Here is a 22,546-nt window from a genome sequence, read left to right as displayed (position 1 = left end):
CGGTCGTCGCCGTCCCGCGGGCGGACTCACCCACGGGAGTCGTCCTCGGGGCCGCACGAGCTGCCGCTGGGCGGCAGCGAACCGTAGAGCAGGAAGTCCTCGACCTTCCGGCGCACGCAGTCGGACGATCCGTAGCCGGTGTGGCCCTCGCCCCGGTTGTCCAGCACCACCGCCGAGGAGCCGAGCCGCTCGGCCGTCTCCACCGTCCACCGGTACGGCGTGGCCGGGTCGCCCCGCGTGCCGACCAGCAGCATCTTCGGAGTGTCGACGTTCTTGACCTCCTCGCGGATGTAGTCGGTCCCCCGAGGGCGGCCGTGGCACATCAGCACCTGGGCGAGCCGGTAGCGGCCGAAGACCGGTGAGGCCTTCTCGTAGGCGGTGCGCAGCCGGGAGAGGTCCCGGGTCACCTGCTCGGCGGCCGGGCGGTCGGGATCGTCCGCGCAGTTCACCGCCATCAGCGCGGCGGGGAGGTTGTCCAGGGGGACGTCCTCCTCGTCGACGAGCGGGTCGTTCTCCCGCTGCGGCACGGGGAGCGTCACCCCGCCGGTGGCGAAGGCCTCCACCCCGCGTGTGTCCCCGTCCTCCATCAGCTGTGCGAGCGCCCGTTGCAGCAACGGCCACAGTTCCCTGCTGTAGAGGCCCTGCGCCATGGCGCCCGCGAGGTCCTGCCCGGCGAACTCGTGGCCGAAGTCCGTCGGTACCGGGTCCTCGTCGAGCGAGGCGACCAGCTTCACGGCCAACTCCCGTGCTCCGCGCGGGTCCTGACCGAACGGGCAGGCGATGTCCTTGGTGCACCAGGTCAGGAAGTGATCGAGCGCGAGCTGCTGTCCCCGGACGCTCGCCAGCCCTTGCTCGGCCAGTGGTTCGGTCAGGGTGTCCACCCCGTCCAGTACCAACCGGCCCACTCTCTCGGGGAATCGGGCAGCGTACACCGAGGCCAGCCGGGTTCCGTAGGAGAACCCCAGGTAGGTGAGCTTCTTGTCGCCGAGCACCTCGCGCAGCACGTCCAGGTCCCGGGCGACGTTCACGGTGCCGATGTGCGGGAGCACCGGGCCCGAGCGCTCGGCGCACTCGGCGGCCACCACGCGCAACCGGGCGAGTACGTCCCGCGGGTCGGACACGCCCTCGCCGCCGGTCGCCTCCAGCGCCTGACCGGTGGCCTGGATGCCGCAGCTGACCGGTGAGGAGCGGCCGACACCGCGAGGGTCGAAGGACACCACGTCGTACCCGTCGGTGAGACCCATGAACTCCTTGCCGGCATGGGCGAGTCCGAGGACGCCCGAACCCCCCGGCCCGCCGAAGTTCAGCACCACCGAGCCACGCGGGTCGCCGGTGCCCCGGTAGCGGGCGAGAGCCAGGTCGAGGGAGCCCCTGTCGGGCTCGGCGTAGTCGACGGGGACGGTGATCTTCCCGCACTGCAGGTCCTTGGGCGTGTCCATGCTCTTGCACGCCGACCATGTGATCTTCTGGTCGTAGAACCGGTCGAGGTCCCCGTCCGCGGCAGCGGCGGCCGGGAGGCCCGCGCTCAGCAGGACCAGTCCGATTGCTCCGGTGACCGCGCGGCGCCGGACCGGGGGTCGCGTTGACGGCTTGGCCAGCATCGATGCCTCCAGGGACGCCCCAGAGCGGACCGGACACGGCGCCCTCGATCACCATAAGGGGACCCCGCAGGCCCCGCCTGTCGGCCGGACGGCCCTGGGCTGCGGCGGGCCCGGCCGCTCAGCCGCGGGCGCTGTGGAACCTCCTGTGCAGCTCCCGTACCGCCTCCGTCAGTTCGGGAACCGGGCCGTCCACGGTCACGTCCGGTGCGATCTCGGCGACGGGCAGCGGCCGCACCGGTGGAGCGGGCACGTCCAGCTCGGCGAGCCAGGTCAGCAACTGCGCCGAGGAGGCGACGTAGACGATCCGGCCGAGGCCGACCCAGGCGTGCGCCGCCGCACACATCGGACAGTGCTCGCCGGAGGTGTACACCGTGGCGGCGGCCCGTTCCCCGGGCGTCATGTGGGCGGCCGACCAGCGCGCCAGCTCGAACTCGGGGTGCCGGGTGCGGTCCCCGGCGGCCGTCCGGTTGCGGTCCTCGGCGAGCACGGACCCGTCGCCGGCCACCAGGACCGAACCGAACGGATCGTCCCCGGCGTCCAGCGCCTCGGTCGCCAGCTCGACGCAGCGACGCAGGTGGGGCAGTTCAACATCCTCGACAGTCACGGGTGCCGCCCTTCTCACGACCACGGCTCGATCACCGGTCACGGCAACCTTAGGCGCACACGATCACGGACGCGAAGCCGGTGTGCAGGTGCCCCGTAAACCCGTTGCCCGGGCGCCGGGCCGGTGCTGGAGTGGGCGGTATGGACCACGCCGCGGTACTCGCCCTGTTCGACCGTGACCTGCGCGAAGGAGCGAGGCCCGACGGCCCCGGGGCCCGCGTCGAGCGCACCGGCCGTGTGGTGCGGCAGACCGCACCGCGACACGGCTGGAACGGCGTCGTCTGGTCCGCCCTGGACGACACGGACGCGGACGCGGCGATCGCCGGACAGATCGCCCACTTCACCGGGCTGGGCCGTGGGTTCGAATGGAAGCTGTACGGCTATGACCTGCCGGTGGACCTCGGGCAGCGGCTCGTGGCGTCCGGGTTCACGCCCGGACCGGAGGAGACGCTGATGGTCGGCGAGATCGACGAGCTGCTCCTCGGCGCCGGGCAGGCTGTGCTGCCCGAGGGCGTCCGCGTCGTCCCCGTCACCGACCGGGCCGGTGTCGATCTCATGGCCGAGGTGCACGAGAAGGCCTTCCACGCCGACGCGTCCTGGCTGCGCCACCGGCTGTCGGCCCGGCTCGCCGCCGAGCCCGGCACCGTTGTCGCCGTGGTGGCCCTGGCGGGCCGGGAGCCGGTGAGCGCGGCCCGGATGGAGCTCGTGCCGGGCACCCGGTTCGCCGGGCTCTGGGGCGGCGGCACCGTCGAGGCCTGGCGGGGCAGGGGCGTCTACCGGGCGCTGGTGGCCCACCGGGCCCGCGTCGCCGCCGAGCGCGGCTGCCGTTACCTCCAGGTCGACGCGTCCGGGCAGAGCCGCCCGGTCCTCGAGCGTCTGGGCTTCGTCCCGCTGGGCACGACGACACCGTATGCGTACGTCCCGTAGGGCCGTCGGGCTCACGGGTTCTCCGTACCGCCATCCGGCCGGGGACCTCCGCCGGACCCGTCCTGTGCCCGTACGCCGTCCCGGGCCGCCGCACCGGCCGGTCAGCGCGGGGCTTTCGCACGGTCCAGCGCGGCCACCCCGAGTGCGGCGAGGCCGACCTGGATGAGCCACTCGATCCAGTCGACGCCCTTGGTGTCGGCCACTCCGAGCGCCGTGGCGAGCGCCGAGCCGATCAGTGCGGCGACGATGCCGACGAGGATCGTCCACAGCACCCCGATGCGCTGACGCCCGGGGACCACGAGCCGGCCCAGGACGCCGATGACGATACCGATGACGATGGCACTGATGATGCCGCCGATCTCCATTTCGCCCCTCCTTCTCAAAACCCCCGCTGAAGGACGTGTGCCCCCGCTCGGCGGCGGCAGTCGCCCGTGCCGGGGAGGGCCGGTACGGGCAGGGCGGGGCCCGGCCCGCACAGGACGCGGACCGGGCCCCGCCCTCGGTCCCTTTCCGGCCGCGATCAGGTCCTGGAGGTGCTCCTGGCCGCCGTGGCGACGCACATGACGCCGAGCAGCAGGGTCAGCGCGCCGATGACGACGTTGTTCCAGATGACGCCTGCGTCCGGACCGGTGCCGACGATCCACGGCGAGATGATCATCCACATGCCGAGGGCGCACATGGCTCCGCTGAGGCCGTACATGCGCGCCGGGGCGGCGGCGAACCCGATGCCGAGCAGGCTGATCGCGATGCCGACGATCAGGTTGTGGGGCACGAGCGCGGGCTGGCTCGTCGTGTAGTGGAGTATCCAGGGGGACACCGCGCAGTAGAGGCCGAGCAGGAACACCGGTCCGTCGACCAGCACCACGTCACGACCGCCGAGCATGCGGTCGTACCGCGCCCGCATTTCTGGAGCATCGGGGTGGCTGGTGATGTCACCGCGGGGATGCGAGACGTTGGCCATGAGTCGCCTCCTTCGACTAGCAGGATCGGCCGCTTACGGGTGGTATGCGGCAAACCTCGCTTGAGGTCATTCTGCTCTTATTTTTCCTTTATGTGTAGAGGTCGGGGCGGGGTGGTCCCCCCCGGCCTGTCCCGACCCCCTCCGCGCCGCGGGCCCGGCCGGTGCCGCCGCCCGGCAGCCGGGCCCGGCCCGCGAAGGCGTCGTGCAGGGCCCGGGCCGCCGGCGGCGCATGCTCGCCCTGGGCGGAGGCGGCCGGGACGGGCTGGAGGTCCACCCCGGCCTCTGGGGCGGAGGAGTTCGTCCTCTCCGGCCACCCGCACCTGGAGGAGGCGTACTGGTTCGGCGAGGGCGTCCTGCCCCGCCTCGCCGCGCAGGGGCTGGGGCGGCACCCCTCCCGGGAGGAGGGGTGCGGAATCCGCAGTGTCCGCTCAAGTCACCTGCATGGGATGGGAGTTGACGCACAGTGCGGATGTGACGGAGACCGATGGGCCTCCCTGGGCAGGGGCAAAAGGGCTGGCCCGACTGCGGCTTGACTGGTACAGACCAATGCGGTTAAGTGTGCCCGACACCCCCCACCACGGCCGCCCCCCACACCGTGGCCGGCTCAACCGGCGCGCGTGCGGCGACAGTTCGCTCAAGCGTGTCCCCGCCCGGGAGCGGCCGTGTTTCGCAGAGGAGTTGATCCCTTGTCGAGACGCCGCATGTCCGCCGTGCTGGCCGCAGTCGTCATCGCCGGCAGCGCGCCGGTGCTGCTCCCGGCCGCGACCGCTTCCGCCGCTCCGGTGTCGGCCGCCGCCGCGTGCTCCAGCTATCCGAACTGGGTGGCCGGGCAGTGGTACAACGCCGGTGACATCGTCCGCTACAGCGACGGCCGCACCTACATCGCCGAGCACGCCAACCCGGGCTACGACCCGATCATCAGTACCTGGTACTGGGAGCCGTACTCCTGTGACAACGGCCCCGGAACGCCGGTCGGGAACTTCGTCGTGTCCGAGGCGCAGTTCAACCAGATGTTCCCGAACCGGAACTCCTTCTACACCTACAGCGGGCTGAAGGCGGCCCTGAGCGCCTACCCCGGCTTCGCCAACACGGGCAGCGACACGGTGAAGAAGCAGGAGGCCGCCGCCTTCCTGGCCAACGTCAGCCACGAGACCGGTGGTCTGGTGCACGTGGTCGAGCAGAACACGGCCAACTACTCGCACTACTGCGACTGGGGACAGCCGTACGGCTGCCCGGCCGGTCAGTCCGGCTACTACGGGCGCGGGCCGATCCAGCTGAGCTGGAACTTCAACTACAAGGCCGCGGGTGACGCGCTCGGCATCGATCTGCTGAACAACCCCTGGCTGGTGCAGAACGACGCGTCCGTCGCCTGGAAGACGGCCCTGTGGTACTGGAACACCCAGTCGGGTCCCGGCAGCGTGACGGGGCACAACGCCATGGTCAACCAGGCCGGTTTCGGCCAGACGATCCGCAGCATCAACGGCTCCCTGGAGTGCGACGGCCGCAACCCGGCGCAGGTGCAGAGCAGGGTGACCACGTATCAGCAGTTCACCCAGATCCTCGGAACGTCACCCGGCGGCAACCTGTACTGCTGACGCAGGACCGCGGGGCGTGGTGTCATGCTCCTGACCATCCGTGACCGGCCGTGTGCCCTCGCGCACGCGGCCGTCCTTCGGACGAAGGGCACCCACCATGCGCACCCCCCACGCCCTGCTCGCCACGGCCGTCACGACCACCGCGCTGGTCGCGGCGGTCGTGGCGCCGACGCCCGCGGCGGGCGCCGACGCGGTTCCGCCGCCCGGCACCACCCACTACGTGCAGAGCGCCACCACCGGACTCAACGCGGCCGACAGCGCCGGAGCGGTCGAGCAGCACCGGCCGCGCGGCAACGAGGACCGCCAGCAGTGGACACTGCGGGTGAACGGCGCCTCCCACCTCCTGGAGAACACCGACACCCCCGGCAGTTGCCTCGGCCGTGCCGGCGACCTGGCCGGGACCGTTCCCTGCACGAGCGCGGACGCGGCCTGGGAGATCACCCCCGTCGGCGCCGACCGGTACACCCTCGGCGTCCCCGGCACCGACCGCCGCCTCACCGTCGCCCCCAGACCCGCGGGGGCCGACCACCCCGCCCGGCTCGCCGTCGCCGGCGGCTCCGGGGACCTCACCCACTGGTATCTCACCCCGGTCGCTCCCGCCACCCGGCCCATGCCGCCCCAGGACACCCGCACCCTGGACCAGGTCACCTTCCTCACCTCGCACAACGCGTACGCCAACGGGGTCGACGGCGGCTTCGCCCCGCCGTTCGTCAACCTCTTCCCCAACCAGACGCGCGGCATCGAACGCCAACTCGCCGACGGTGTACGCGGATTCATGCTGGACATCCACCAGACCCCGGACGGCGCGATCCTCTGCCACAACAGCTGCACCCTGGTCAGCAGGCCCGTCGCCCTGTGGGTGGACCTCCAGCGCATGGTGGACTTCCTCAAGGCCCACCCCGACCAGGTCGTCACCGTGTTCCTCGAGGACTACGTCGACCCGGGCGTACTGCGCGCCGAACTCGCCCGCGTCACCGGCCTGTCGGACGTCCTCCACCGGCCGGACCGCGCCGGGGTGCGCGAGCGCGGCTGGCCGACGATGGCGGAGCTGACCGCCACCGGGAAGCGGCTGCTGATCTTCAGCGACCACAGCCGCTCCGCCGACCAGGCCGCGGGGCTGACCCGGGACGGCTTCGGCGTCATGTACCAGCGGGAGTGGACCGTCGAGAACCACTGGTCCATGGGCTCCGGGGTCGGCACCTCCGACTGGTCCTGCTACAGCCGCTGGTACGGCGCCGGCGCCGACATCCCGCTCACCCGCACCGAGCCGGGCTTTCGGCCCCTCTTCGTCATGAACCACTTCCGGGACACCGCGATCGCGGACACGGCCGGCACGGACAACGCCAAACTCGCCGACCGCGCCCGCCGGTTCTGCCAGCCGGCCGCCCGCAAGAAGCCCAACTTCCTGGCCGTGGACCGCTACGACCTCGGCAACCCGGCAGCGGCCGTCGCCGCCCTCAACACGTACACGTATCCGTAGCCCCGTGCGGGACGGGAAGGGGCGATGCGGGTCCGGCGCCGTGAGGCGCCCTACATCAGCCAGATCCCGTCCCGCATGAGATGCCGCTCCGGCATCTCGCGCACCCCGTGCCAGGCCTGCACCGCCCGGGGGCGTACCCGGAAGAACGTGTGGACGGCCCGCTCCGCGCGCGGATCCCAGCCGGTCTTCTCCCGGAACGCCTCCGCCGCCGGCGGCGGCACCTCCCGCGCGCCGTACGTCTCCACCTCGCCGTCGATCAGGACGACGTCCCGCGTGTCGCCGAGCGCCAGCCGGGTCCGGCCGCCCTCCCGCAGGTTGCGGCCGGTGGGGTTGGCCGGCCGGGTCGCCAGCCAGACGGCCTCGCCGTCCCACACGAACGACAACGGCACCAGGCAGGGCAGCCCCTCGGCGTCCGCCGAGGCCACCCAGACGTCCATCTCCCGCTCCAGCCGGTCCAGGAGATCCCTTCTGCGCTGCTCCCGGCTCCGCTGCGGTAACTCGGTGATCTTCATACGCGGACGGTAGCCGCACGCCCCGCCCGGGCGCCTCGGTCTTCCGTCGTAGGCCCTCGGGACCAGGCCCGGGCGCCGCCGGGAGCGGGACTGGCGCGCACTGAAGTTTTACGTATAACCTCTGCCGATCGGTCCCACCCCCGCAGGGTGACCGCGCACTTCACCACAGAACAGCTGAGGAACGCACCGCTCATGACCACGCCCCGCCTCGACACCGAGACCCTCCGCCGGCTGCCCAAGGCCGTCCTGCACGACCACCTCGACGGCGCCCTGCGCCCCGCCACCCTGGTGGAGCTGGCGGACACGGTCGGCCACGCCCTGCCCACCACCGACGCCGACGAGCTCGCCGCCTGGTACGTCGAGGCCGCCGGCTCCGGTGACCTGGTGCGGTACATAGCCACCTTCGAGCACACCCTCGCCGTCATGCAGAGCCGCGAGGGACTGCTGCGCACCGCCGAGGAGTACGTGCTCGACCTCGCCGCCGACGGTGTCGTCTACGGCGAGGTCCGCTACGCCCCCGAGCTGATGACCAAGGGCGGGCTGACCCTGCCCGAGGTGGTCGAGGCCGTGCAGGAGGGGCTCGCCGCCGGCATGGCCAAGGCCGCCGCCGGGGGGACGCCGGTGCGGGTCGGGACGCTGCTGTGCGGCATGCGGATGTTCGACCGGACGCGGGAGATCGCCGACCTGGTGGTGGCGTTCCGGGACGCGGGCGTCGTCGGCTTCGACATCGCCGGCGCCGAGGACGGCTTCCCCGCCGCCGATCACCTGGACGCCTTCGAGCACCTGCGCCGCGAGAGCGTGCCGTTCACCATCCACGCCGGTGAGGCCCACGGCCTGCCCAGCATCCACCAGGCCCTCCAGGTGTGCGGCGCGCAGCGTCTCGGCCACGGTGTGCGGATCACCGAGGACATCCCCGACCTCGAGGCCGGCAAGCTCGGCCGGCTCGCGGGCTGGGTCCGTGACCGCCGGGTCGCGCTGGAGATGTGCCCCACCTCCAACATCCAGACCGGCGCCGCCGACTCGATCGCCACGCACCCCATCACCGCGCTGAAGGACCTCGGCTTCCGGGTCACCCTCAACACCGACAACCGGCTGGTGTCCGGCACCACCATGACCCGCGAGATGTCCCTGCTGGTGGAGCAGGCGGGGTGGACCGCCCGGGACCTGCGGACCGTCACGGTCAACGCGGTCAAGAGCGCGTTCCTCCCGTTCGACGAGCGCAACGCCCTCCTGCGGGACGTGGTGCTGCCCGGTTACGCGTCCGTGCTCTGAAGGAGCCCGCGCACATAGGCCGCCTGTCCGGCGTGCTGGAGGTCGTCGGACAGGACGCTGACCAGCCGCACCCCGAGGCTCACCGGCGGATCCCAGCGCTCGTCCACGATGCGCTCCAGGTCCTGGGCCCGCAGCGCGCGCAGCGCCTCCAGGCTCTGCGCGTGCACCGCGTCGTAGTAGCCGGTCAGCAGGTCGGCCGAGCCGACCCGCACCTCGGCGACCTGCGCCGGAGTGTGGCCGTACCCGGTGTCGCGGCGGGGCAGACCGAGCGCGAACCGCTTCTCGAAGTCCTGGGCGAGCCACACCTGGTCGAGCCCGAAGGCGTCCGCGACGTGGTCGTCCTGGATCCGGGTGAGGTGCCAGACCAGCCAGGCGACGGAGTTGGCGCCGGGCGCGGGCCGGGCGTTGAGGACGTCGGGGCCGAGCCCGGCCACCGCGGCGTGTACTTCTTCGCGGATCCTGCCGAAGCCGTCGATGAGGATGTCCTTGGCATGCATGGGTCCACCCTCGCGCATCCCGCCCCCGCCCGCGCCCCGTTCTCCCCCGGGAGTCCGGCCGGGCTCACGCGTCCGCGTCGTCCAGCAGGGCCATCAGCGCCCGCGCGGCGGGGCTGACGGCCTCGGCCGGCGGGAGCAGCGCCACGGTCTCGTACACCGGCTCACCGGTGCCTTCGAGCGGCAGCGCGGTCAGCGCCGCACGCTTGTGCCGGAAGTGCTGGGGGACGACGGCGATGCCGAGGTTCTCGTCGACCAGGTCCAGGAGGCTGTGCACGTCGTTCACCTCCAGCGCGACCGTGCGCCGTACCCCCGCGGCGGCGAAGGCGGTGTCGGTGGCCCGGCGCGGCCCCCAGTCGGGATGGAAGTCCACGAACACCTCGCCGCCCAGGTCGTGCGGGGCCGGCGGCGTCCCGGCCCGCGCGAGCCGGTGCCCGGGATGGCACAGCACGGTCATCGGCTCACCGGCCAGCGCCACCGGCCGCAGCCGGTCCGGGTCCGCCTGGGTCCGGTAGGCGAAGGCCAGGTCGAGGCGTCCCGCCGCGACCTCCTCGGCCAGCGCCGCCGAGCCCCACTGCCGCAGCCGGATCTCCACGTCCGGATGGCGCCGCCGGAACGCGGCCAGCAGCTTCGCCACATGCACCCCGGCGATGCACTGCTCGGTGCCCACCGCGAGCGTGCCGCGCAACACCCCCTGCACCGCGGCCACCGCCTCGTGCGCGGCCCGCACCTGGGCCAGGACACGCTCGGCCTCCACCAGCAGGGCCCGTCCGGCCTCCGTCAGCGTCACCCGCCGGGTCGTCCGTACGAACAGCGGCGCCCGCAGCTCGCGCTCCAGCGCGCGGATCGACGCCGACAGGCCCGACTGGGAGACCAGCAGCCGCTCCGCCGCCCGGGTGAAGTGCTGGTCCTCGGCGACGGCGACGAAATGCTGAAGGTGGCGCAGTTCCATGATTGAGAAGCGTATCCGCTGAATTCCATCGGATTCTCCTGTTGGACCGCTGCCCGCGGTGCGCGACAGAGTGGAGTCCGGTTCGACGGAACCGGACACCCCTGTGCCGACCCCCTGGAGTCGTGTTGTACACCCCGCACCCCGACCGTTACGCGGACCTGCCCTACCGGCGCACCGGACGCAGCGGCCTGCAGCTTCCCGCGCTCTCGCTCGGCCTGTGGCACAACTTCGGTCCCGACCGCCCCGCGGAGACCCAGCGCGCCATCCTGCGCCGCGCCTTCGACCTGGGCGTCACCCACTTCGACCTCGCCAACAACTACGGCCCGCCGCCCGGCGCCGCCGAGTCCGCCCTCGGCGAGGCGCTGCGCGCGGACTTCGCGCCGTACCGCGACGAACTGGTGATCTCCACCAAGGCCGGCCACCTGATGTGGCCCGGCCCGTACGGAGAATGGGGTTCGCGCAAGTACCTGCTGTCCTCCCTGGACCAGAGCCTGAGCCGGATGGGCCTGGACCACGTCGACATCTTCTACTCGCACCGCTTCGACCCCGACACTCCGCTGGAGGAGACCATGGGGGCCCTGCACTCCGCGGTCCAGCAGGGCAAGGCGCTCTACGTCGGCGTGTCCAACTACTCCGCGGAGCAGACCCGTGAGGCCGCCCGCATCCTCGGCGAGCTGGGCACCCCGCTGCTGATCCACCAGCCGCGCTACTCGATGCTCGACCGGCGGCCGGAGGACGAGGGCCTGCTGGACGCCCTGGACGAGCTCCGGATCGGCTCCATCGCCTACTCCCCGCTGGAGCAGGGCCTGCTGACCGCCCGCTACCTCGACGGCATCCCCGAGGACTCGCGGGCCGCGAGCGACAGCCCGTTCCTGGACACCGGCGCCGTCACCGGCGAACTGGTCGAGCGGCTGCGCACGTTGAACGGCATCGCCGAGTCCCGCGGCCAGACCCTCGCGCAGATGGCGCTGGCCTGGGTGCTGCGCGGTGGGCGGGTGACCTCGGCCCTGGTCGGGGCGAGCAGCCCGCGGCAACTCGAGGACAGCGTCGCGGCCACCCGCCACCTCGACTTCGACGCGGACGAACTGGCCCGCATCGACGCGGTGGTCAAGCAGTAGGCCCCTCACCCGGGCAGGTCGCCCACCCGGCCGCGTCGCACTCCTCGGTGCGACACCGCCGGGTGGGCGTCGTGCCTCCGGCTGCCGTGCGCGCCGCATTCCGGCCAACGAAAGGGGCGAATATGCCAAGAGAGTGGCCGGAAAGGCATGGTGACAGTGATTCAGCGGTGAACATACTCGACAACGAGAGCGCTTCACCCCGCGCGACGGCGCCCTCACACACAGCACGCGACCCACCGGAGAGCGAGCGCGGTCGGCCGCCGGGCAACGCAACGGGGGGAGAGGACCGTGCACGACGAGTTCCTGTGCCACGTCACGGCGTACGGGGTCTGCGACGGCCGCCGCATCGGCGTACCCCTCGGGACCTATCGCGCACCCACCCTGGCCCTGGCCCTCTGGTGGCTGCGCGATCGCGCCTCGTGGATCGCCGAGCGCCTCGACCCGCAGCCCGAGGCCGAACACTTACCCCCGGGCGCGCTCGTCCCCGTCGCTGACGGTGTGCCCGACGTGCCCGCCGTGCTGCGTGCCTGGTGCGGTGACGACGCCCGGCAGGAGGAGATGGCGGAGGCGCTGGCCGCCGGACAGCTGGTGCGCCTCGCCACCGGCGACGACACCACCGAGTACGAACTGCTGGCCGAATCCGTGGACGCCCTGCGGATGCAGCGCGCCGCCCCGGTGCTGGGCGTCCAGGTCGCCTGACCGACCGGCCGCCGCCCGCCCCCGAACACCTCTCCGCCGGGCCGGTCCTCCGCCCTGACCGGATTCACCGCCGCCGGCCGGCCCGTCGGCACCCTCGACCACGTGGCCCCGGAACGGATCCCCGGTCTCCGGGCGGCCGGTCGACGCCCGCTGCGACCTCCCGCCGCAGGCCGACGCCGTCCTCGACGAGGCACCGGCGAAGAGCGGAGCACGCCGGCGAGGGGAGCACGGACGGGCAGCCGCCCGAACCGGCGAAACCGCCGCAGGCCTGGGCGGAACCGGTGTGCGGACCGCGGACGCAGAGCACCGCCGGCGGTCCGGCGCGTCCCGTCAGCGGTCCGGTCCGCCCGTGCCGCGCCACCTCCCCCGGGCCGGCAGCGCGCCCGCGAAACCGGTGACCAGGCCCCACAGGAAGGCCAGCCCCAGGGCGCCCGCCAGACGCGGTGCGAGCAGCACCTGACCGGAGAGTCCGGTACCGAGGTCGCCGATGCCGAGCACGGAGAGGCCGAGCCGGGCGGAGATCCGGCCGACCAGGCAGATCATCAGAACCGTCAGCGTGAGCGCCACCGCCAGGTGCACGGCGTGCTGCCAGGCCCGGACCCGGGCCGGTGACAGGGCCGCCATCACGAACGCGACGGCCAGCAGCAGCACCGCGTCGGCCACCAGCAGCCACCACACCCTGCCGTCGTGCTCGGCGAGCGTGCTCAGGTTCAGCGCCGAGACGTCCTCGGTGCGCAGCACCTCGTCGAGCACATGCGGCAGGGGCAGCCCGAAGGGCCCCTCCACCCTGCCGTCCCAGGTGGCGCCGAGCCCGATGGTCAACGCGAGCCAGGCCACGTTGGGCAGACCCAGCAGGATCACGGCGAACGTATCCGCCGGGTGCCCCCGCGTCGCGGCGACGACCAGCGCGGTCACGGCACCGATGACGACGGAGGCGAGCAGCAGCCACAGCATCGCGCGCGCCGCGGGCCGCACCGCCGTCTGGAACCGGAGCAGCCGGCCCGGAAGGGGGGCGCCCCGCGACACCAGCAGGGCCAGCACCAGCACACCCGCCAGCCAGAGCAGGCCGACGAGGAGGGTCAACGGCACATCGGCGGCGAAACCGACCTCGGGGGAGATCCCGAACAGATCCCCGAGGTCGTCCAGGGGCCCGTCCCCGAGCGAGACCTCGAAGGTGTGCCGGGCGGCGAACGCCGGCCCGAGCAGGGCGAGCAGCCACAGGGCGGCGATCCGCGCGGCCCACCCGATCAGCTCGGGCACCCCCGCGACGGCCCGGTGGCGCAACGGACGCAGAAAGCCCCGCCCGACGACCAGGGCCCCGGTGAGCGTGACGGACAGCGGCATGACCGTCAGACCGCCCTCCGCGCCGGCCAGCCGGCCCGCGTCCCCGGACAGCCGCACCGAGCCGCCCACGGCGGTGACCACCGTCGCCGCGACCACCTGGGGGAAGGACCCGCCGGGGAGGTCCGCCGCACCGGCCGCCCACAGCCCGAGCGCGGCCACGACGCTCATGGCGAGCAGCCCGCCCACCACCGTGACCAGGGCCTGCGTCCAGCCGTGGCGGGCGGTCACCCGGTCAAAGGCGGTACGTGAGCTCACCCCTGCACGCTAAGCGTGCTTTCGCACCGGGCGCCTGCCGAAAGGTCCGTCCGCGTCGGCTTGCGACCGGCGCGCCACCGGAACACACATGGACATCCTCCCCCGCCTGAAGGCGGGGGATCCACGAAAGGAATCAGATGAACGACGCCCCGGCCACCGCCGCCGCTGCCGGCGGCGCCCAGCAGGTCGCCCGGTCAGACGTGCGGTGCCGGTGTCCTGGGCCCGGCGCCCCGGGCGCGGATCACCAGAGCGTGGTCACCCAGCCCCAGGAGGCGGTCGGCCGGGAGTTCGCCACGTGTGGTGAGGACCGCCTCGATGCGGGTGGTGAGCGGGTCGAAGGCCGCGTCGAGCACGGTGCCGCGCTCCTCGCCGTCCTCGGTGAGCACCCTGCTGCCGAGCAGATCGTGATGCGGTGGAGGCTCGGCCGAGGTGGAGGACGGCGGGCGATCAGCATGTCCGGGCCTGCGGCGTCCAGGTCGGCCCAGGCCGGCACGGTCTCCCTGCGCAGGCGCCCGCTCCGTGTCCGCACGTGGGTGACCGTGCCGGACGCCGGGTCGACCGTCAGCGCCCGCACGATGCCGAGCCGGTTCCCGTCCCCCCGGGGCCGGCACCGGCAGCCCTCGCACCCGGGAGAACAGCATCACGGCAGTGCGCCCGTCCGCCGGGCACGGGACGCGCCGACCCGCGCCACGAAGTCCGGCAGATCATCGGTGACGTGGGTGGTGGCGTGAGCGGGGACGACCAGCGACCGGCCGGAGACGGAGACGGACACCGCCTCGCCCCGCGGCACGTACACCCGGTGCCGACGGTGTCTGGAGCCCGGTGCCGACTCCCGGTGCGCGGCGAGCCGGAAGGCGACGATCCGGCCACTGGCGCCGCCCTCGACCAGGACGTCGAGCACCGTGCCGACCGCGTCGCCCTCGTCGGTGAGGACCTGCGCGCTGAGCAGCCGCCCGTGCGGGGCGTCGCGGCGGGCCACCGACAGGGGCACGCCGCACAGCGCCCCTCGTCGCGGACCATGACCGCGTGCCGGCCGGGGGAGTGCACCGCCGGCCAGGGCGGCTCCCGGGGAAGGGGGCCCGACAGCAGGGTTCGGCCGGTGAGCGTGAAGCCGGTGACGCGCCCGGCCGTGGCGTCGAGGACCGTGTCCTTGACGTGGGCCACCGCATCGCCGCCCAGCGTCACCACGGGCAGCGTCCGCAGGCATCGCACCGCCAACAGTTCGTTCATGGCTCGCCCTTCCCGCCGGAGGCGGCCTTCTCTCCGCACCCGTGTGTCCGGGTGCCTGCCGTGTGTCACGACGAACACCGATCAGGGGACTGTGTCGCCCGACTCGGGGTAGGTGGACCGGTGCAGATCGTCCGGCCAGTCCGGCTTCCCAGAGAGAAACCCATGATCGATCACCTGGACGGGGCAGTGATACCGAGCGGTTTCGACGTGCCCGTGGAACCGCTGCGGCGGGCGGCACACTTCACCGGCGAGCCGGGATGCATCGCCGAGGCGCGCGACTTCGCCGCGCGCTTCCTGGAACAGCTGAGGACCGAGTGGTGCGCCACGATCGGCCGGCGGACCGACGGCGCGGCACTCCTGGTGGTGAGCGAACTCGTCACCAACGCCGACCGGCACAGCGGCGGCCCATACATCCTGGAGCTGGAGGGCACGGACGAAGCGATCACGGTCGCCGTGTACGACAGCAGCGGCACCCTGCCCCGGGTCTTCCCCCGCGATCCCCAGCGCATCGGCTGCCACGGACTGGAGATAGTCCGGGCCCTGGCGCGGGACCTCTTCGTGGAGCGGGTACCGGTCGGCAAGCGCGTCGGCGCGGTGCTGAGCCTCGACGCCGGCTGAGACACCGGCCGGCGCCGGCCGGTCACGCCTGGCTCAGAACACCTGCCGGCGGAGTCCCCATGTCCCGAGGGCGTCTTCGGACGGTCCCGCGCCCACCGGGAGACGAGAAACCGCGTACGGTGTGCGCCCTCCGGGGCGTCAGGCGCAGCCCAGCTCGCCCAGCATGCCCTTGCGCAGACGGCCGATGATCCGCTTGATCAGCCGGGAGACGTGCATCTGCGAGCACCCGAGCCGCTCGCCTATCTCCGCCTGGGTGGCCTCCTCCACGAACCGCATGCGGATGATCTCGCGGTCGCGGTCGCTCAGCTCGGCCATGAGCGGCGCGAGCGCGTGGAAGTCCTCGACGAGCCGCAGCCCCTCCTCCTCCATACCGATGAAGTCGGCGAGGACGGCCTCGCCGTTCTCCGGGCCGTCACCGGTGAGGGCGGCGTCCAGTGAGGAGGAGTTGTAGCCGTTCGCGGCGAGCTGTCCCTCGTTGACCTGCTCCTCGGTGATGTTCATCAGCGTGGCGAGCTCGGCGACCGTGGGGTCGCGGTCCAGACGGCTGGAGAGCTCCTCGCGGGCCTTGGCCAGTTCCACCCGCAGCTCCTGGAGCCGCCGCGGCACATGCACCGCCCACGTGGTGTCACGGAAGAAGCGCTTGATCTCGCCGACGATGTACGGCAGCGCGAAGGAGGTGAACTCGACCTCGCGCGACAGCTCGAACCGGTCGATCGCCTTGATCAGACCGATCATGCCGGTCTGGACGATGTCCTCCATGTCGTCGCCACGGCCGCGGAACCGTCCGGCCGCGAACCGCACCAGCGACATGTTCATCTCGATCAGAGTGTTGCGCGCGTACTGGTACTCGTGTGTGCCCTCCTCCAGCTCCGCCAGACGACGGAAGAACTGGCGGGACAGTTCCTTGGCATCGCGCGGAGCGACGGTTCGGGGATCCACCACCCCCGGCAGGCTCCCGTCACCCGTCCCGGCCTCGGCGTTCTTCTCGACGACCTGTGCCTGCGGCCGGATCACGGCGGTCTCCATACCTCTACCTCTCCCCACGAACGTGCACGGGCGAATGTGCGTCGGTCCTTCGGAGGTGCTGGTACCCAGCCTGTCCCCGAACACTCCCCCCGACTTTTCGAGGGGCCCGCAGAAGCCCGGCGTCCCGCCCCTTCACTCAGGGCGGAACGCCGCTCCCTTCCCCTCGGAGCGGGGATTCCTAGGCTGAGGGAGTGAGCAATCAAGCGCCCCTCGACGTCCGTGTCCTTCCCCTGCGGCCCGCGGCCCCGTGTCCGGAGCCCGCGCGCCGGGCCGCGGCCCCGCCGGGTCCGGCCCCCACCGCCCCCGCTCCCGCTCCGCCCCCCAGGGAGCCGCTCTGGCGCGACCTGGTCGGCGACGTGCTGCGGCGTGAGCGGCTCGCCCAGGAACGGACGCTGAAGGACGTCGCCGACACGGCCCGGATCTCCATGCCGTACCTGTCGGAGGTGGAGCGGGGCCGCAAGGAGGCCTCGTCGGAGGTCCTCGCGGCCGCCGCCCAGGCCCTCGGTCTGGGCCTGGGCGACCTGCTGTCGCGGGCGCAGGGAGAACTCGTCCGCGTCACCGGCCTGCGGACTCCCACCGGCCTGCGGGCTCCCACCGGCCTGCGGGCTCCCACCGGCCGGGGGACGAACCGGGGCACCCCCCGCGCCTCCTACGACGGGCTGTGCCTGGCCGCCTGACGCGACCGTGCCGGGCCCGGCGCCTCACCCACCCACGAGGCGCCGGCTCAGCACCTCGTCGGCCAGGCCGTAGGACACGGCCTCCTGTGCGGTGAACACCTTGTCGCGGTCCATGTCCGCGCGCAGCGTCGCCACGTCGTGGTGCGTGTGCCGGGACAGCACCTCCTCCACCTGCGCACGGATCCGCAGCATCTCCTTGGCCTGCAGCGACAGATCGGAGACCGTGCCCCGCCGGCCGCCCGTGGCCGGCTGGCCCAGCAGCACCCGCGCGTGCTCCAGCACGAACCGGCGCCCCGGGTCCCCGCCGGCCAGCAGCACCGCCGCCGTGGACGCCGCCTGACCGACGCAGTACGTCGAGATCGGCGCCTGTACGAACGCCATGGTGTCGTAGATCGCCATGAGCGAGGTGAACGAGCCGCCGGGGGAGTTGATGTAGACCGCGATCTCGCTCTCCGGCGCCGACGACTCCAGATGGAGGAGCTGCGCGATGACCACGTTGGCCACCCCGTCGTCGATCTCGGTGCCCAGGAAGATGATCCGCTCGGACAGCAGCCGGCTGAACACGTCGTAGGACCGCTCACCCTGCGGGGTGCGCTCGACGACGTGCGGAATCGTGTACGTACCCATCGTCACAGCCCCATCCGGCGTCGCGTCGCGGCCGGCCGGACATCGTCCAGCGACTCCACCACCCGGTCCACCATTCCGTACTCCCTGGCCTCCTCGGCCGTGAACCAGCGGTCGCGGTCGCCGTCCCGGGAGATCGTCTCCGCCGACTGGCCGGTGTGCTCGGCGGTGATCCGCTCGATGGTCCGCTTGGTGAACTCCAGGTTCTCCGCCTGGATCTCGATGTCGGCGGTGGTGCCGCCGATCCCGGCGGACGGCTGGTGCATCATGATCCGCGCGTGGGGCAGGGCGTACCGCTTGCCCGGTGCGCCGACGCTCAGCAGGAACTGGCCCATGCTGGCCGCGAATCCCATGGCGAGCGTCGAGACGTCGTTGGGGACCAGCCGCATCGTGTCGTAGATCGCCAGGCCCGCGTGCACGGAGCCGCCGGGGCTGTTGACGTACAGGCTGATGTCGGTGCGCGGGTCCTCGGCGGACAGGATCAGCAGCTGCGCGCACACCCGGTTGGCGGAGACCTCGTCGACCTGGGTCCCGAGCAGCACGATCCGCTGCGCGAGGAGTTGCGCGGCCAGATGGTCGTCGAACCGGGTCGAAGGGGTGTCGCCCTCCTCGGCCCGGGGCAGCGGAGCCGGCGGCCGGCCGGCGGTGAGTGGAGACATCGGCGCTCCCGTGGTGTCGGTGTCGGTGCGGTGTTGCTCTTCGGCGCACGGCCGGTGCGACCGTGTTTCCTCACTCTCGACCGGCTGCGGCGGCCCGCGGGGATTTCTCTGCCCGCGGCAGATTCGCCAGGGGCAGAGCGCCGCCGACCGATGAGTTCCGAGGGGCGGGCCGGTCGACACCCACAGACCGCGTTCCACGCCCTTTCCCCACTCCGGGAGGTATTCCATGACCACCGACGGATTCACCACGTGTCTCTGGTTCGACGGCCGGGCCGAAGAGGCCGCGGACTTCTATGTCTCCGTGTTCAAGAACTCGAGCGTCGGCCGGGTCCTGCGGTACACCGAGTCCGGGTACGGCACGACGGGCTCCGTCCTCACCGTGGAGTTCACGGCCGCCGGACAGAAGTTCGTCGCGCTGAACGGCGGACCCGAGTTCACGTTCAGCGAGGCGATCTCCTTCCAGATCGACTGCGCCGACCAGGCGGAGGTCGACCACTACTGGGACAAGCTCGTCGAGGGCGGCGGGGAGCACGGCCCCTGCGGCTGGCTCAAGGACCGGTTCGGCGTCTCCTGGCAGGTCACCCCGGTGCGGCTGACCGAGCTGATCAGCGACCCGGACCAGGAGAAGGCGGACCGCGTCATGAAGGCCATGCTGTCGATGGGCAAGCTCGACATCGCCGCCCTGGAGAAGGCGTACGCGGGCGAGTGACACCGGCGCGGCGGGGGCGGGCCCGCCCCCGCCCACGGGCCCGCACGCCGTGCGTCCCAGCGGTGAACGTGCCTGTTGTCGAACGGTTCTGGCGCATCACGTCAGCGGGAGCGGACATGCTCCCCGAGCACCCGGGTGATCTCCCGCGCGATGCGCAGGATACCGGGGGAGCGGACCGGGCAGGGTTTCGGCGTCGACGTCGTGGGCGCCAGGCAGAAGTGCAGGTAGTCCTTGTCCAGGTGCAGGGCGGTGCGGCCCCGGTCCTGCTGGGTGCAGTACTCGGGATGGGCTTGCTCGTAGGCGTCGCACGGCAGGTACTGCGACCAGGTGTAGCGCGCCCCGGCCGGACTCACCGCGCCGCCCGCGTCGGCCACCAGGCCGCCGGAGGCTGCGGCGTGCTCCTCGTAGAGCGTGTTCACCCGGCGGACCCGGTCGGGGGTGATCGGGTCGGGGCCCTGCAACACCCAGACGAGTCGGGGCGGTCGGGCCGCACCGGCCGCGCGGATCTGCTCGGTGAGCCGGCGCGCGGCGGCCGCGTACCGCTCGAAGTACTCCTCCGGCGCGGCGTCGTAGGTGATGCCGTCCATGCAGGGGGTGTAGTCCCAGGCGTTGCCCCAGAACTGCAGCACCACGTAGTCCGGCCGCAGTGAGCGCACCAGCGCCGCCGCCTTGTCCGCCGCCGGGACCAGGGACCGTTGTGCGGAACCCTCCAGGTAGTCGCACAGGGTGGTACCCGAGTAGGGCGCGCTCGTGTACCGCGCGCGCAGCTCCTTGCGCAGTTCCCGCCCGAGAACCTTCTGGTTCTCCATCGCGAGTGAGTCCCCGAGGTACAGCACGGTGGGCGGCTCGGACGGCTCGGACGGCTCGGACGGCTCGGGCGGCTCGCCGGACGCGGCGCCGGGGGAGACCTCCCCGGAGCCGCCCGCACCGGACGAAGGGGTGTGGGGCGTGGCCGCGGCCCGTTGGTGCGTGGTGGCCGACGCCGCGGGCGCGGGGGGCGGTGGCGGTTCGGCCCCGGGCCCGGAGGAGGGGTCCCCGCACGCGCCGAGCAGCACGGCGGCCAGCGCCACCCCCACGACCCACGGCTTGCGCATACGGCGACCCCCGCCCCGCCCGGCGAAAACGGCTCCCAGGCAAGCACAGCAGAGCCCAGGGGGGAAGACCCGGTTCGGGAAAGACCGTTCGCCGGGAGGGCGGCCCCTGCCCGGCGCGCGGGTCCGGGCAGCGGTGACCAGCGTGACGCGAAGGACCGGTCGGCCGTCCGGAGAGGGCACGCCGTCATGGCCGTACGACTCGAGGGAACACCCTGCTGGGCCGACGCGACGTTCGACGACGTCGAGGCCGCCAAGGCCGCCAAGGCCTTCTACGGGGACGTCCTGGGCTGGACCTTCGGAGCGTCGTCGGAGTTCGGCGACCACCTCCAGGCGTACGCCGACGGCAAGGCGGTGGCGGCCGTCGTGCCGGGCCAGGAGGGCCCGTCGCAGTGGTGCCTCTACCTCGCGGTCCGAAACGCCGCCGCCACCGCCGTCCGGACCGGGGACAACGGCGGCGAACTGCTGAGGGAGCCGATGCGGGTCGGAGACTTCGGCACGATGTGCCCGACCCGTGAACCCGGCGGGGCCGTCTTCGGCCTCTGGCAGGCCGGCATCCACCTCTCTTGCCGGGCAGGGTGCCCGGTCCTTCAGGACCGGGGCGCATGCCCGGTCCCGCGGAGCGGGGCAGGAGGAGCCGCATCGCCTTCGGGGCGACGCGGCGTCCCGGAAGAGGACGGTGGCGGGCTTGGCCATGGGAGGGGTGTGATGCTGCGTGGCTGGGAGTGGTGGCGGGGGTCGGTCGCTCGTTCGGGTGAGCCCGGTGGGATGCAAAGAAAGGGGCGGGTGACGGGGCTAGGTTGGCGGCATGTCACGGTTCCGGATGTACCCCACGGCCGCGCAGGAGCAGCGGATGCTGCTGCACTGTGCGTACGCCCGGTACGTGTGGAACCTGGCCGTCGAGCAGCACGCGCACCGGCGGCCGGGGCGCAGGCCTGCGCCCGGGTTTGCCGAGCAGTGCCGTCAGCTCACCGAGGCCCGGCGGGAGAGTGCCTGGCTGCGGGCCGGGAACGCGGACGTGCAGCAGCAGGCGCTGCAGGACTTCGCCAGGGCCAAGAGCGCCCGGTTCGCTTCCGGGTTCGGTGAGCCGACCTGGCGCAAAAAGCACCGGCATGAGGGCTTCCGCGTGATCGGCACCGACCGGGTTCCGGAGTCCCATCCGGACGGTTCGCCGAAGCTGAACACCAAGACCGGCAGGCAGGTCATGGGCCGCTCGGTGGTGGTGCAGAGACTCAACCGGAGGTGGGCGCGGGTGAAGGTGCCCGGCTGCGGCTGGGTGCGCTTCCGGCTCACCCGCGCCGGTCTGCCGGTGGCGAAGACGTTCCGGGTCTCCTTCCGTAACGGCCGGTGGCACATCGCCTTCGCCGTCGTCCCCGACCCCGTCGACGCGCCCGGCACGGGGGAGGTCATCGGCATCGACCGGGGCGTGAAGATCACCGCTGCCCTGTCCGACGGGCGGAGGCTGAACTGCCCGCAGCTCACCACCCGGGAGCGGGCCCGGGTCCGCAAGCACCAGCGCCGGGCGGCCCGCGCCCCCAGGGGCAGCGAGGCCAAGGCCGCCGAGTATGCGAAGGTGGCCCGGATCAAGGCGCGGGAGGCGGACAGGCGCAAGGACTGGTGCGAGAAGACCTCCACCATGCTCGCCCGCACCTGCCGCCTGGTCCGGTTCGAGAAGCTGAACATCACCACCATGACCCGCTCGGCGAGGGGAACCGTCGCACAGCCCGGCACCCGGGTGCGGCAGAAGGCCGGGCTGAACCGGAGCATCCTGGCCCAGGGCTGGGGCCTGCTGCGCCGCCGAACCGGGGAGAAGGCCCCGGGCCGGGTGGAGGATGTCCCCGCCCCGTACACCTCGTTGCGGTGCAGTGCCTGCGGATGGATCGAGAAAAACTCGCGCAAGAGCCAAGCCGAGTTCGTCTGCATCTCCTGCGGGTTCACCTGTAACGCGGATGAGAACGCAGCAATCAACGTCGCGGCAGGACAGGGCGGGATCCCCCGCCCCCGGCGCACAGCCGGTGCCGGAGGGGTGACAGCGGCCACCGGCCGCTCGAGCGCCCGTGAACCTCGACCCACCCGGGTCGGAATCCCCCTCCTTTGAG

24 protein-coding genes and 3 pseudogenes are annotated in these 22,546 nt (G+C 72.6%); 12 read left to right on the top strand and 15 right to left on the bottom strand.

Translation table 11 applies throughout. From position 1 onward, the window contains the following. Window positions 1–26 precede the first annotated feature (26 nt). Both ACTWJ9_RS32545 and ACTWJ9_RS32540 read right to left on the bottom strand, forming a co-directional pair. Window positions 27–1,601, bottom strand: coding sequence for an alpha/beta hydrolase (locus tag ACTWJ9_RS32545; RefSeq protein ID WP_388708281.1), 1,575 nt, complete (start codon window positions 1,599–1,601; stop codon window positions 27–29). 118 nt (window positions 1,602–1,719) lie between these two features. Continuing rightward, window positions 1,720–2,205 carry a nucleoside deaminase gene (locus ACTWJ9_RS32540; protein WP_279337569.1) on the bottom strand — a complete coding sequence of 162 codons (486 nt, stop codon included), beginning with the start codon at window positions 2,203–2,205 and terminating at the stop codon, window positions 1,720–1,722. Window positions 2,206–2,345: 140 nt separating this feature from the next. Here ACTWJ9_RS32540 and ACTWJ9_RS32535 point away from each other — a divergent pair, with 140 nt between their 5' ends. Continuing rightward, complete coding sequence (locus ACTWJ9_RS32535; protein ID WP_443296109.1) at window positions 2,346–3,131, top strand: GNAT family N-acetyltransferase; 786 nt, start codon at window positions 2,346–2,348, stop codon at window positions 3,129–3,131. Window positions 3,132–3,232: 101 nt separating this feature from the next. On the opposite strand, the gene ACTWJ9_RS32530 is transcribed toward ACTWJ9_RS32535, so the two are convergent. Continuing rightward, window positions 3,233–3,496, bottom strand: a complete 264-nt coding sequence (locus ACTWJ9_RS32530; RefSeq protein WP_443296107.1) for a GlsB/YeaQ/YmgE family stress response membrane protein — start codon at window positions 3,494–3,496, stop codon at window positions 3,233–3,235. 155 nt (window positions 3,497–3,651) lie between these two features. Then, window positions 3,652–4,092, bottom strand: a complete 441-nt coding sequence (locus tag ACTWJ9_RS32525; RefSeq protein WP_279337572.1) for an SPW repeat protein — start codon at window positions 4,090–4,092, stop codon at window positions 3,652–3,654. Window positions 4,093–4,312: 220 nt separating this feature from the next. Between ACTWJ9_RS32525 and ACTWJ9_RS32520 the strand changes: the two are divergent. The 3 genes and pseudogenes from ACTWJ9_RS32520 to ACTWJ9_RS32510 all read left to right on the top strand — a co-directional run. Further along, window positions 4,313–4,484: pseudogene (locus tag ACTWJ9_RS32520) on the top strand (LLM class flavin-dependent oxidoreductase); the annotation flags it as partial. 294 nt (window positions 4,485–4,778) lie between these two features. Further along, entirely contained in the window at window positions 4,779–5,687 is a 909-nt protein-coding gene (locus ACTWJ9_RS32515; protein ID WP_387040948.1) for a glycoside hydrolase family 19 protein, read from the top strand. 97 nt (window positions 5,688–5,784) lie between these two features. Further along, window positions 5,785–7,167, top strand: a complete 1,383-nt coding sequence (locus tag ACTWJ9_RS32510; RefSeq protein ID WP_443296106.1) for a phospholipase — start codon at window positions 5,785–5,787, stop codon at window positions 7,165–7,167. A 50-nt stretch (window positions 7,168–7,217) separates the two neighbouring features. Here the strand turns inward: ACTWJ9_RS32510 and ACTWJ9_RS32505 are convergent, their stop codons facing one another. After that, window positions 7,218–7,679: a pyridoxamine 5'-phosphate oxidase family protein gene (locus ACTWJ9_RS32505; protein ID WP_387040942.1), complete on the bottom strand. Its 462-nt coding sequence runs from the start codon at window positions 7,677–7,679 to the stop codon at window positions 7,218–7,220. 192 nt (window positions 7,680–7,871) lie between these two features. On the opposite strand from ACTWJ9_RS32505, the gene ACTWJ9_RS32500 reads away from it, so the two are divergent. Continuing rightward, complete coding sequence (locus ACTWJ9_RS32500) at window positions 7,872–8,951, top strand: adenosine deaminase (protein ID WP_279337576.1); 1,080 nt, start codon at window positions 7,872–7,874, stop codon at window positions 8,949–8,951. On the opposite strand, the gene ACTWJ9_RS32495 is transcribed toward ACTWJ9_RS32500, so the two are convergent. Together ACTWJ9_RS32495 and ACTWJ9_RS32490 are read right to left on the bottom strand one after the other, a co-directional pair. Then, complete coding sequence (locus tag ACTWJ9_RS32495; RefSeq protein WP_279337577.1) at window positions 8,933–9,448, bottom strand: mycothiol transferase; 516 nt, start codon at window positions 9,446–9,448, stop codon at window positions 8,933–8,935. The two genes, ACTWJ9_RS32500 and ACTWJ9_RS32495, sit on opposite strands and share 19 nt — an antisense overlap. A 64-nt stretch (window positions 9,449–9,512) precedes the next feature. Then, on the bottom strand, window positions 9,513–10,397 hold the full coding sequence (locus tag ACTWJ9_RS32490; protein ID WP_387040939.1) for a LysR family transcriptional regulator: 885 nt from the start codon (window positions 10,395–10,397) through the stop codon (window positions 9,513–9,515). A 125-nt stretch (window positions 10,398–10,522) separates the two neighbouring features. Between ACTWJ9_RS32490 and ACTWJ9_RS32485 the strand changes: the two genes are divergently transcribed. After that, a complete protein-coding gene (locus ACTWJ9_RS32485) occupies window positions 10,523–11,515 on the top strand; it encodes an aldo/keto reductase (RefSeq protein ID WP_387040952.1) in 993 nt (330 codons plus the stop codon). 288 nt (window positions 11,516–11,803) lie between these two features. Continuing rightward, window positions 11,804–12,214 (top strand): hypothetical protein, encoded by a 411-nt coding sequence (locus ACTWJ9_RS32480; protein ID WP_387040936.1) that lies wholly within the window; start codon window positions 11,804–11,806, stop codon window positions 12,212–12,214. A 330-nt stretch (window positions 12,215–12,544) separates the two neighbouring features. On the opposite strand, the gene ACTWJ9_RS32475 is transcribed toward ACTWJ9_RS32480, so the two are convergent. The 4 genes and pseudogenes from ACTWJ9_RS32475 to ACTWJ9_RS32460 form a co-directional block, all read right to left on the bottom strand. Beyond that, window positions 12,545–13,813, bottom strand: a complete 1,269-nt coding sequence (locus tag ACTWJ9_RS32475; protein ID WP_443296104.1) for a streptophobe family protein — start codon at window positions 13,811–13,813, stop codon at window positions 12,545–12,547. Between the two features lie 194 nt (window positions 13,814–14,007). Then, complete coding sequence (locus ACTWJ9_RS32470) at window positions 14,008–14,454, bottom strand: PRC-barrel domain-containing protein (RefSeq protein WP_443296102.1); 447 nt, start codon at window positions 14,452–14,454, stop codon at window positions 14,008–14,010. Then, entirely contained in the window at window positions 14,454–14,804 is a 351-nt protein-coding gene (locus tag ACTWJ9_RS32465; protein ID WP_443296143.1) for a hypothetical protein, read from the bottom strand. Before ACTWJ9_RS32465 ends, ACTWJ9_RS32470 begins: the two co-directional genes overlap by 1 nt. 86 nt (window positions 14,805–14,890) lie before the next feature. Next, window positions 14,891–15,043 (bottom strand): annotated as a pseudogene (locus ACTWJ9_RS32460) (PRC-barrel domain-containing protein); the annotation flags it as partial. Window positions 15,044–15,205: 162 nt separating this feature from the next. Between ACTWJ9_RS32460 and ACTWJ9_RS32455 the strand changes: the two are divergent. Then, the gene (locus ACTWJ9_RS32455; protein ID WP_384212505.1) at window positions 15,206–15,661 is read left to right on the top strand and encodes an ATP-binding protein; all 456 of its coding nucleotides are present in this window, start codon (window positions 15,206–15,208) and stop codon (window positions 15,659–15,661) included. A gap of 138 nt (window positions 15,662–15,799) precedes the next feature. Here the strand turns inward: ACTWJ9_RS32455 and ACTWJ9_RS32450 are convergent, their stop codons facing one another. After that, window positions 15,800–16,687: an RNA polymerase sigma factor SigF gene (locus tag ACTWJ9_RS32450; protein ID WP_387042398.1), complete on the bottom strand. Its 888-nt coding sequence runs from the start codon at window positions 16,685–16,687 to the stop codon at window positions 15,800–15,802. Between the two features lie 191 nt (window positions 16,688–16,878). Between ACTWJ9_RS32450 and ACTWJ9_RS32445 the strand changes: the two genes are divergently transcribed. Next, the gene (locus ACTWJ9_RS32445) at window positions 16,879–17,364 is read left to right on the top strand and encodes a helix-turn-helix domain-containing protein (RefSeq protein WP_388708264.1); all 486 of its coding nucleotides are present in this window, start codon (window positions 16,879–16,881) and stop codon (window positions 17,362–17,364) included. A gap of 24 nt (window positions 17,365–17,388) precedes the next feature. On the opposite strand, the gene ACTWJ9_RS32440 is transcribed toward ACTWJ9_RS32445, so the two are convergent. Next, window positions 17,389–17,991: a ClpP family protease gene (locus tag ACTWJ9_RS32440; protein ID WP_279337587.1), complete on the bottom strand. Its 603-nt coding sequence runs from the start codon at window positions 17,989–17,991 to the stop codon at window positions 17,389–17,391. Window positions 17,992–17,993: 2 nt separating this feature from the next. Further along, entirely contained in the window at window positions 17,994–18,647 is a 654-nt protein-coding gene (locus ACTWJ9_RS32435; RefSeq protein ID WP_279337588.1) for an ATP-dependent Clp protease proteolytic subunit, read from the bottom strand. Window positions 18,648–18,873: 226 nt separating this feature from the next. Here ACTWJ9_RS32435 and ACTWJ9_RS32430 point away from each other — a divergent pair, with 226 nt between their 5' ends. Beyond that, on the top strand, window positions 18,874–19,356 hold the full coding sequence (locus ACTWJ9_RS32430) for a VOC family protein (protein ID WP_279337589.1): 483 nt from the start codon (window positions 18,874–18,876) through the stop codon (window positions 19,354–19,356). A 101-nt stretch (window positions 19,357–19,457) separates the two neighbouring features. Here ACTWJ9_RS32430 and ACTWJ9_RS32425 read toward each other — a convergent pair whose 3' ends face one another. Beyond that, the gene (locus tag ACTWJ9_RS32425; protein WP_388708257.1) at window positions 19,458–20,450 is read right to left on the bottom strand and encodes an SGNH/GDSL hydrolase family protein; all 993 of its coding nucleotides are present in this window, start codon (window positions 20,448–20,450) and stop codon (window positions 19,458–19,460) included. A gap of 186 nt (window positions 20,451–20,636) precedes the next feature. Here ACTWJ9_RS32425 and ACTWJ9_RS32420 point away from each other — a divergent pair. Both ACTWJ9_RS32420 and ACTWJ9_RS32415 read left to right on the top strand, forming a co-directional pair. Continuing rightward, window positions 20,637–21,008: pseudogene (locus ACTWJ9_RS32420) on the top strand (VOC family protein); the annotation flags it as partial. 247 nt (window positions 21,009–21,255) lie between these two features. After that, window positions 21,256–22,545, top strand: coding sequence for an RNA-guided endonuclease InsQ/TnpB family protein (locus tag ACTWJ9_RS32415; RefSeq protein ID WP_443296100.1), 1,290 nt, complete (start codon window positions 21,256–21,258; stop codon window positions 22,543–22,545). Window position 22,546 lies beyond the last annotated feature (1 nt).

Source organism: Streptomyces sp. GDS52 (assembly GCF_052246875.1).
GTDB classification, from domain to species: Bacteria; Actinomycetota; Actinomycetes; order Streptomycetales; family Streptomycetaceae; genus Streptomyces; species Streptomyces cathayae.
Note: the sequence above shows the minus strand (reverse complement) of the source record. Positions and strands in the feature narration are given on the sequence as shown.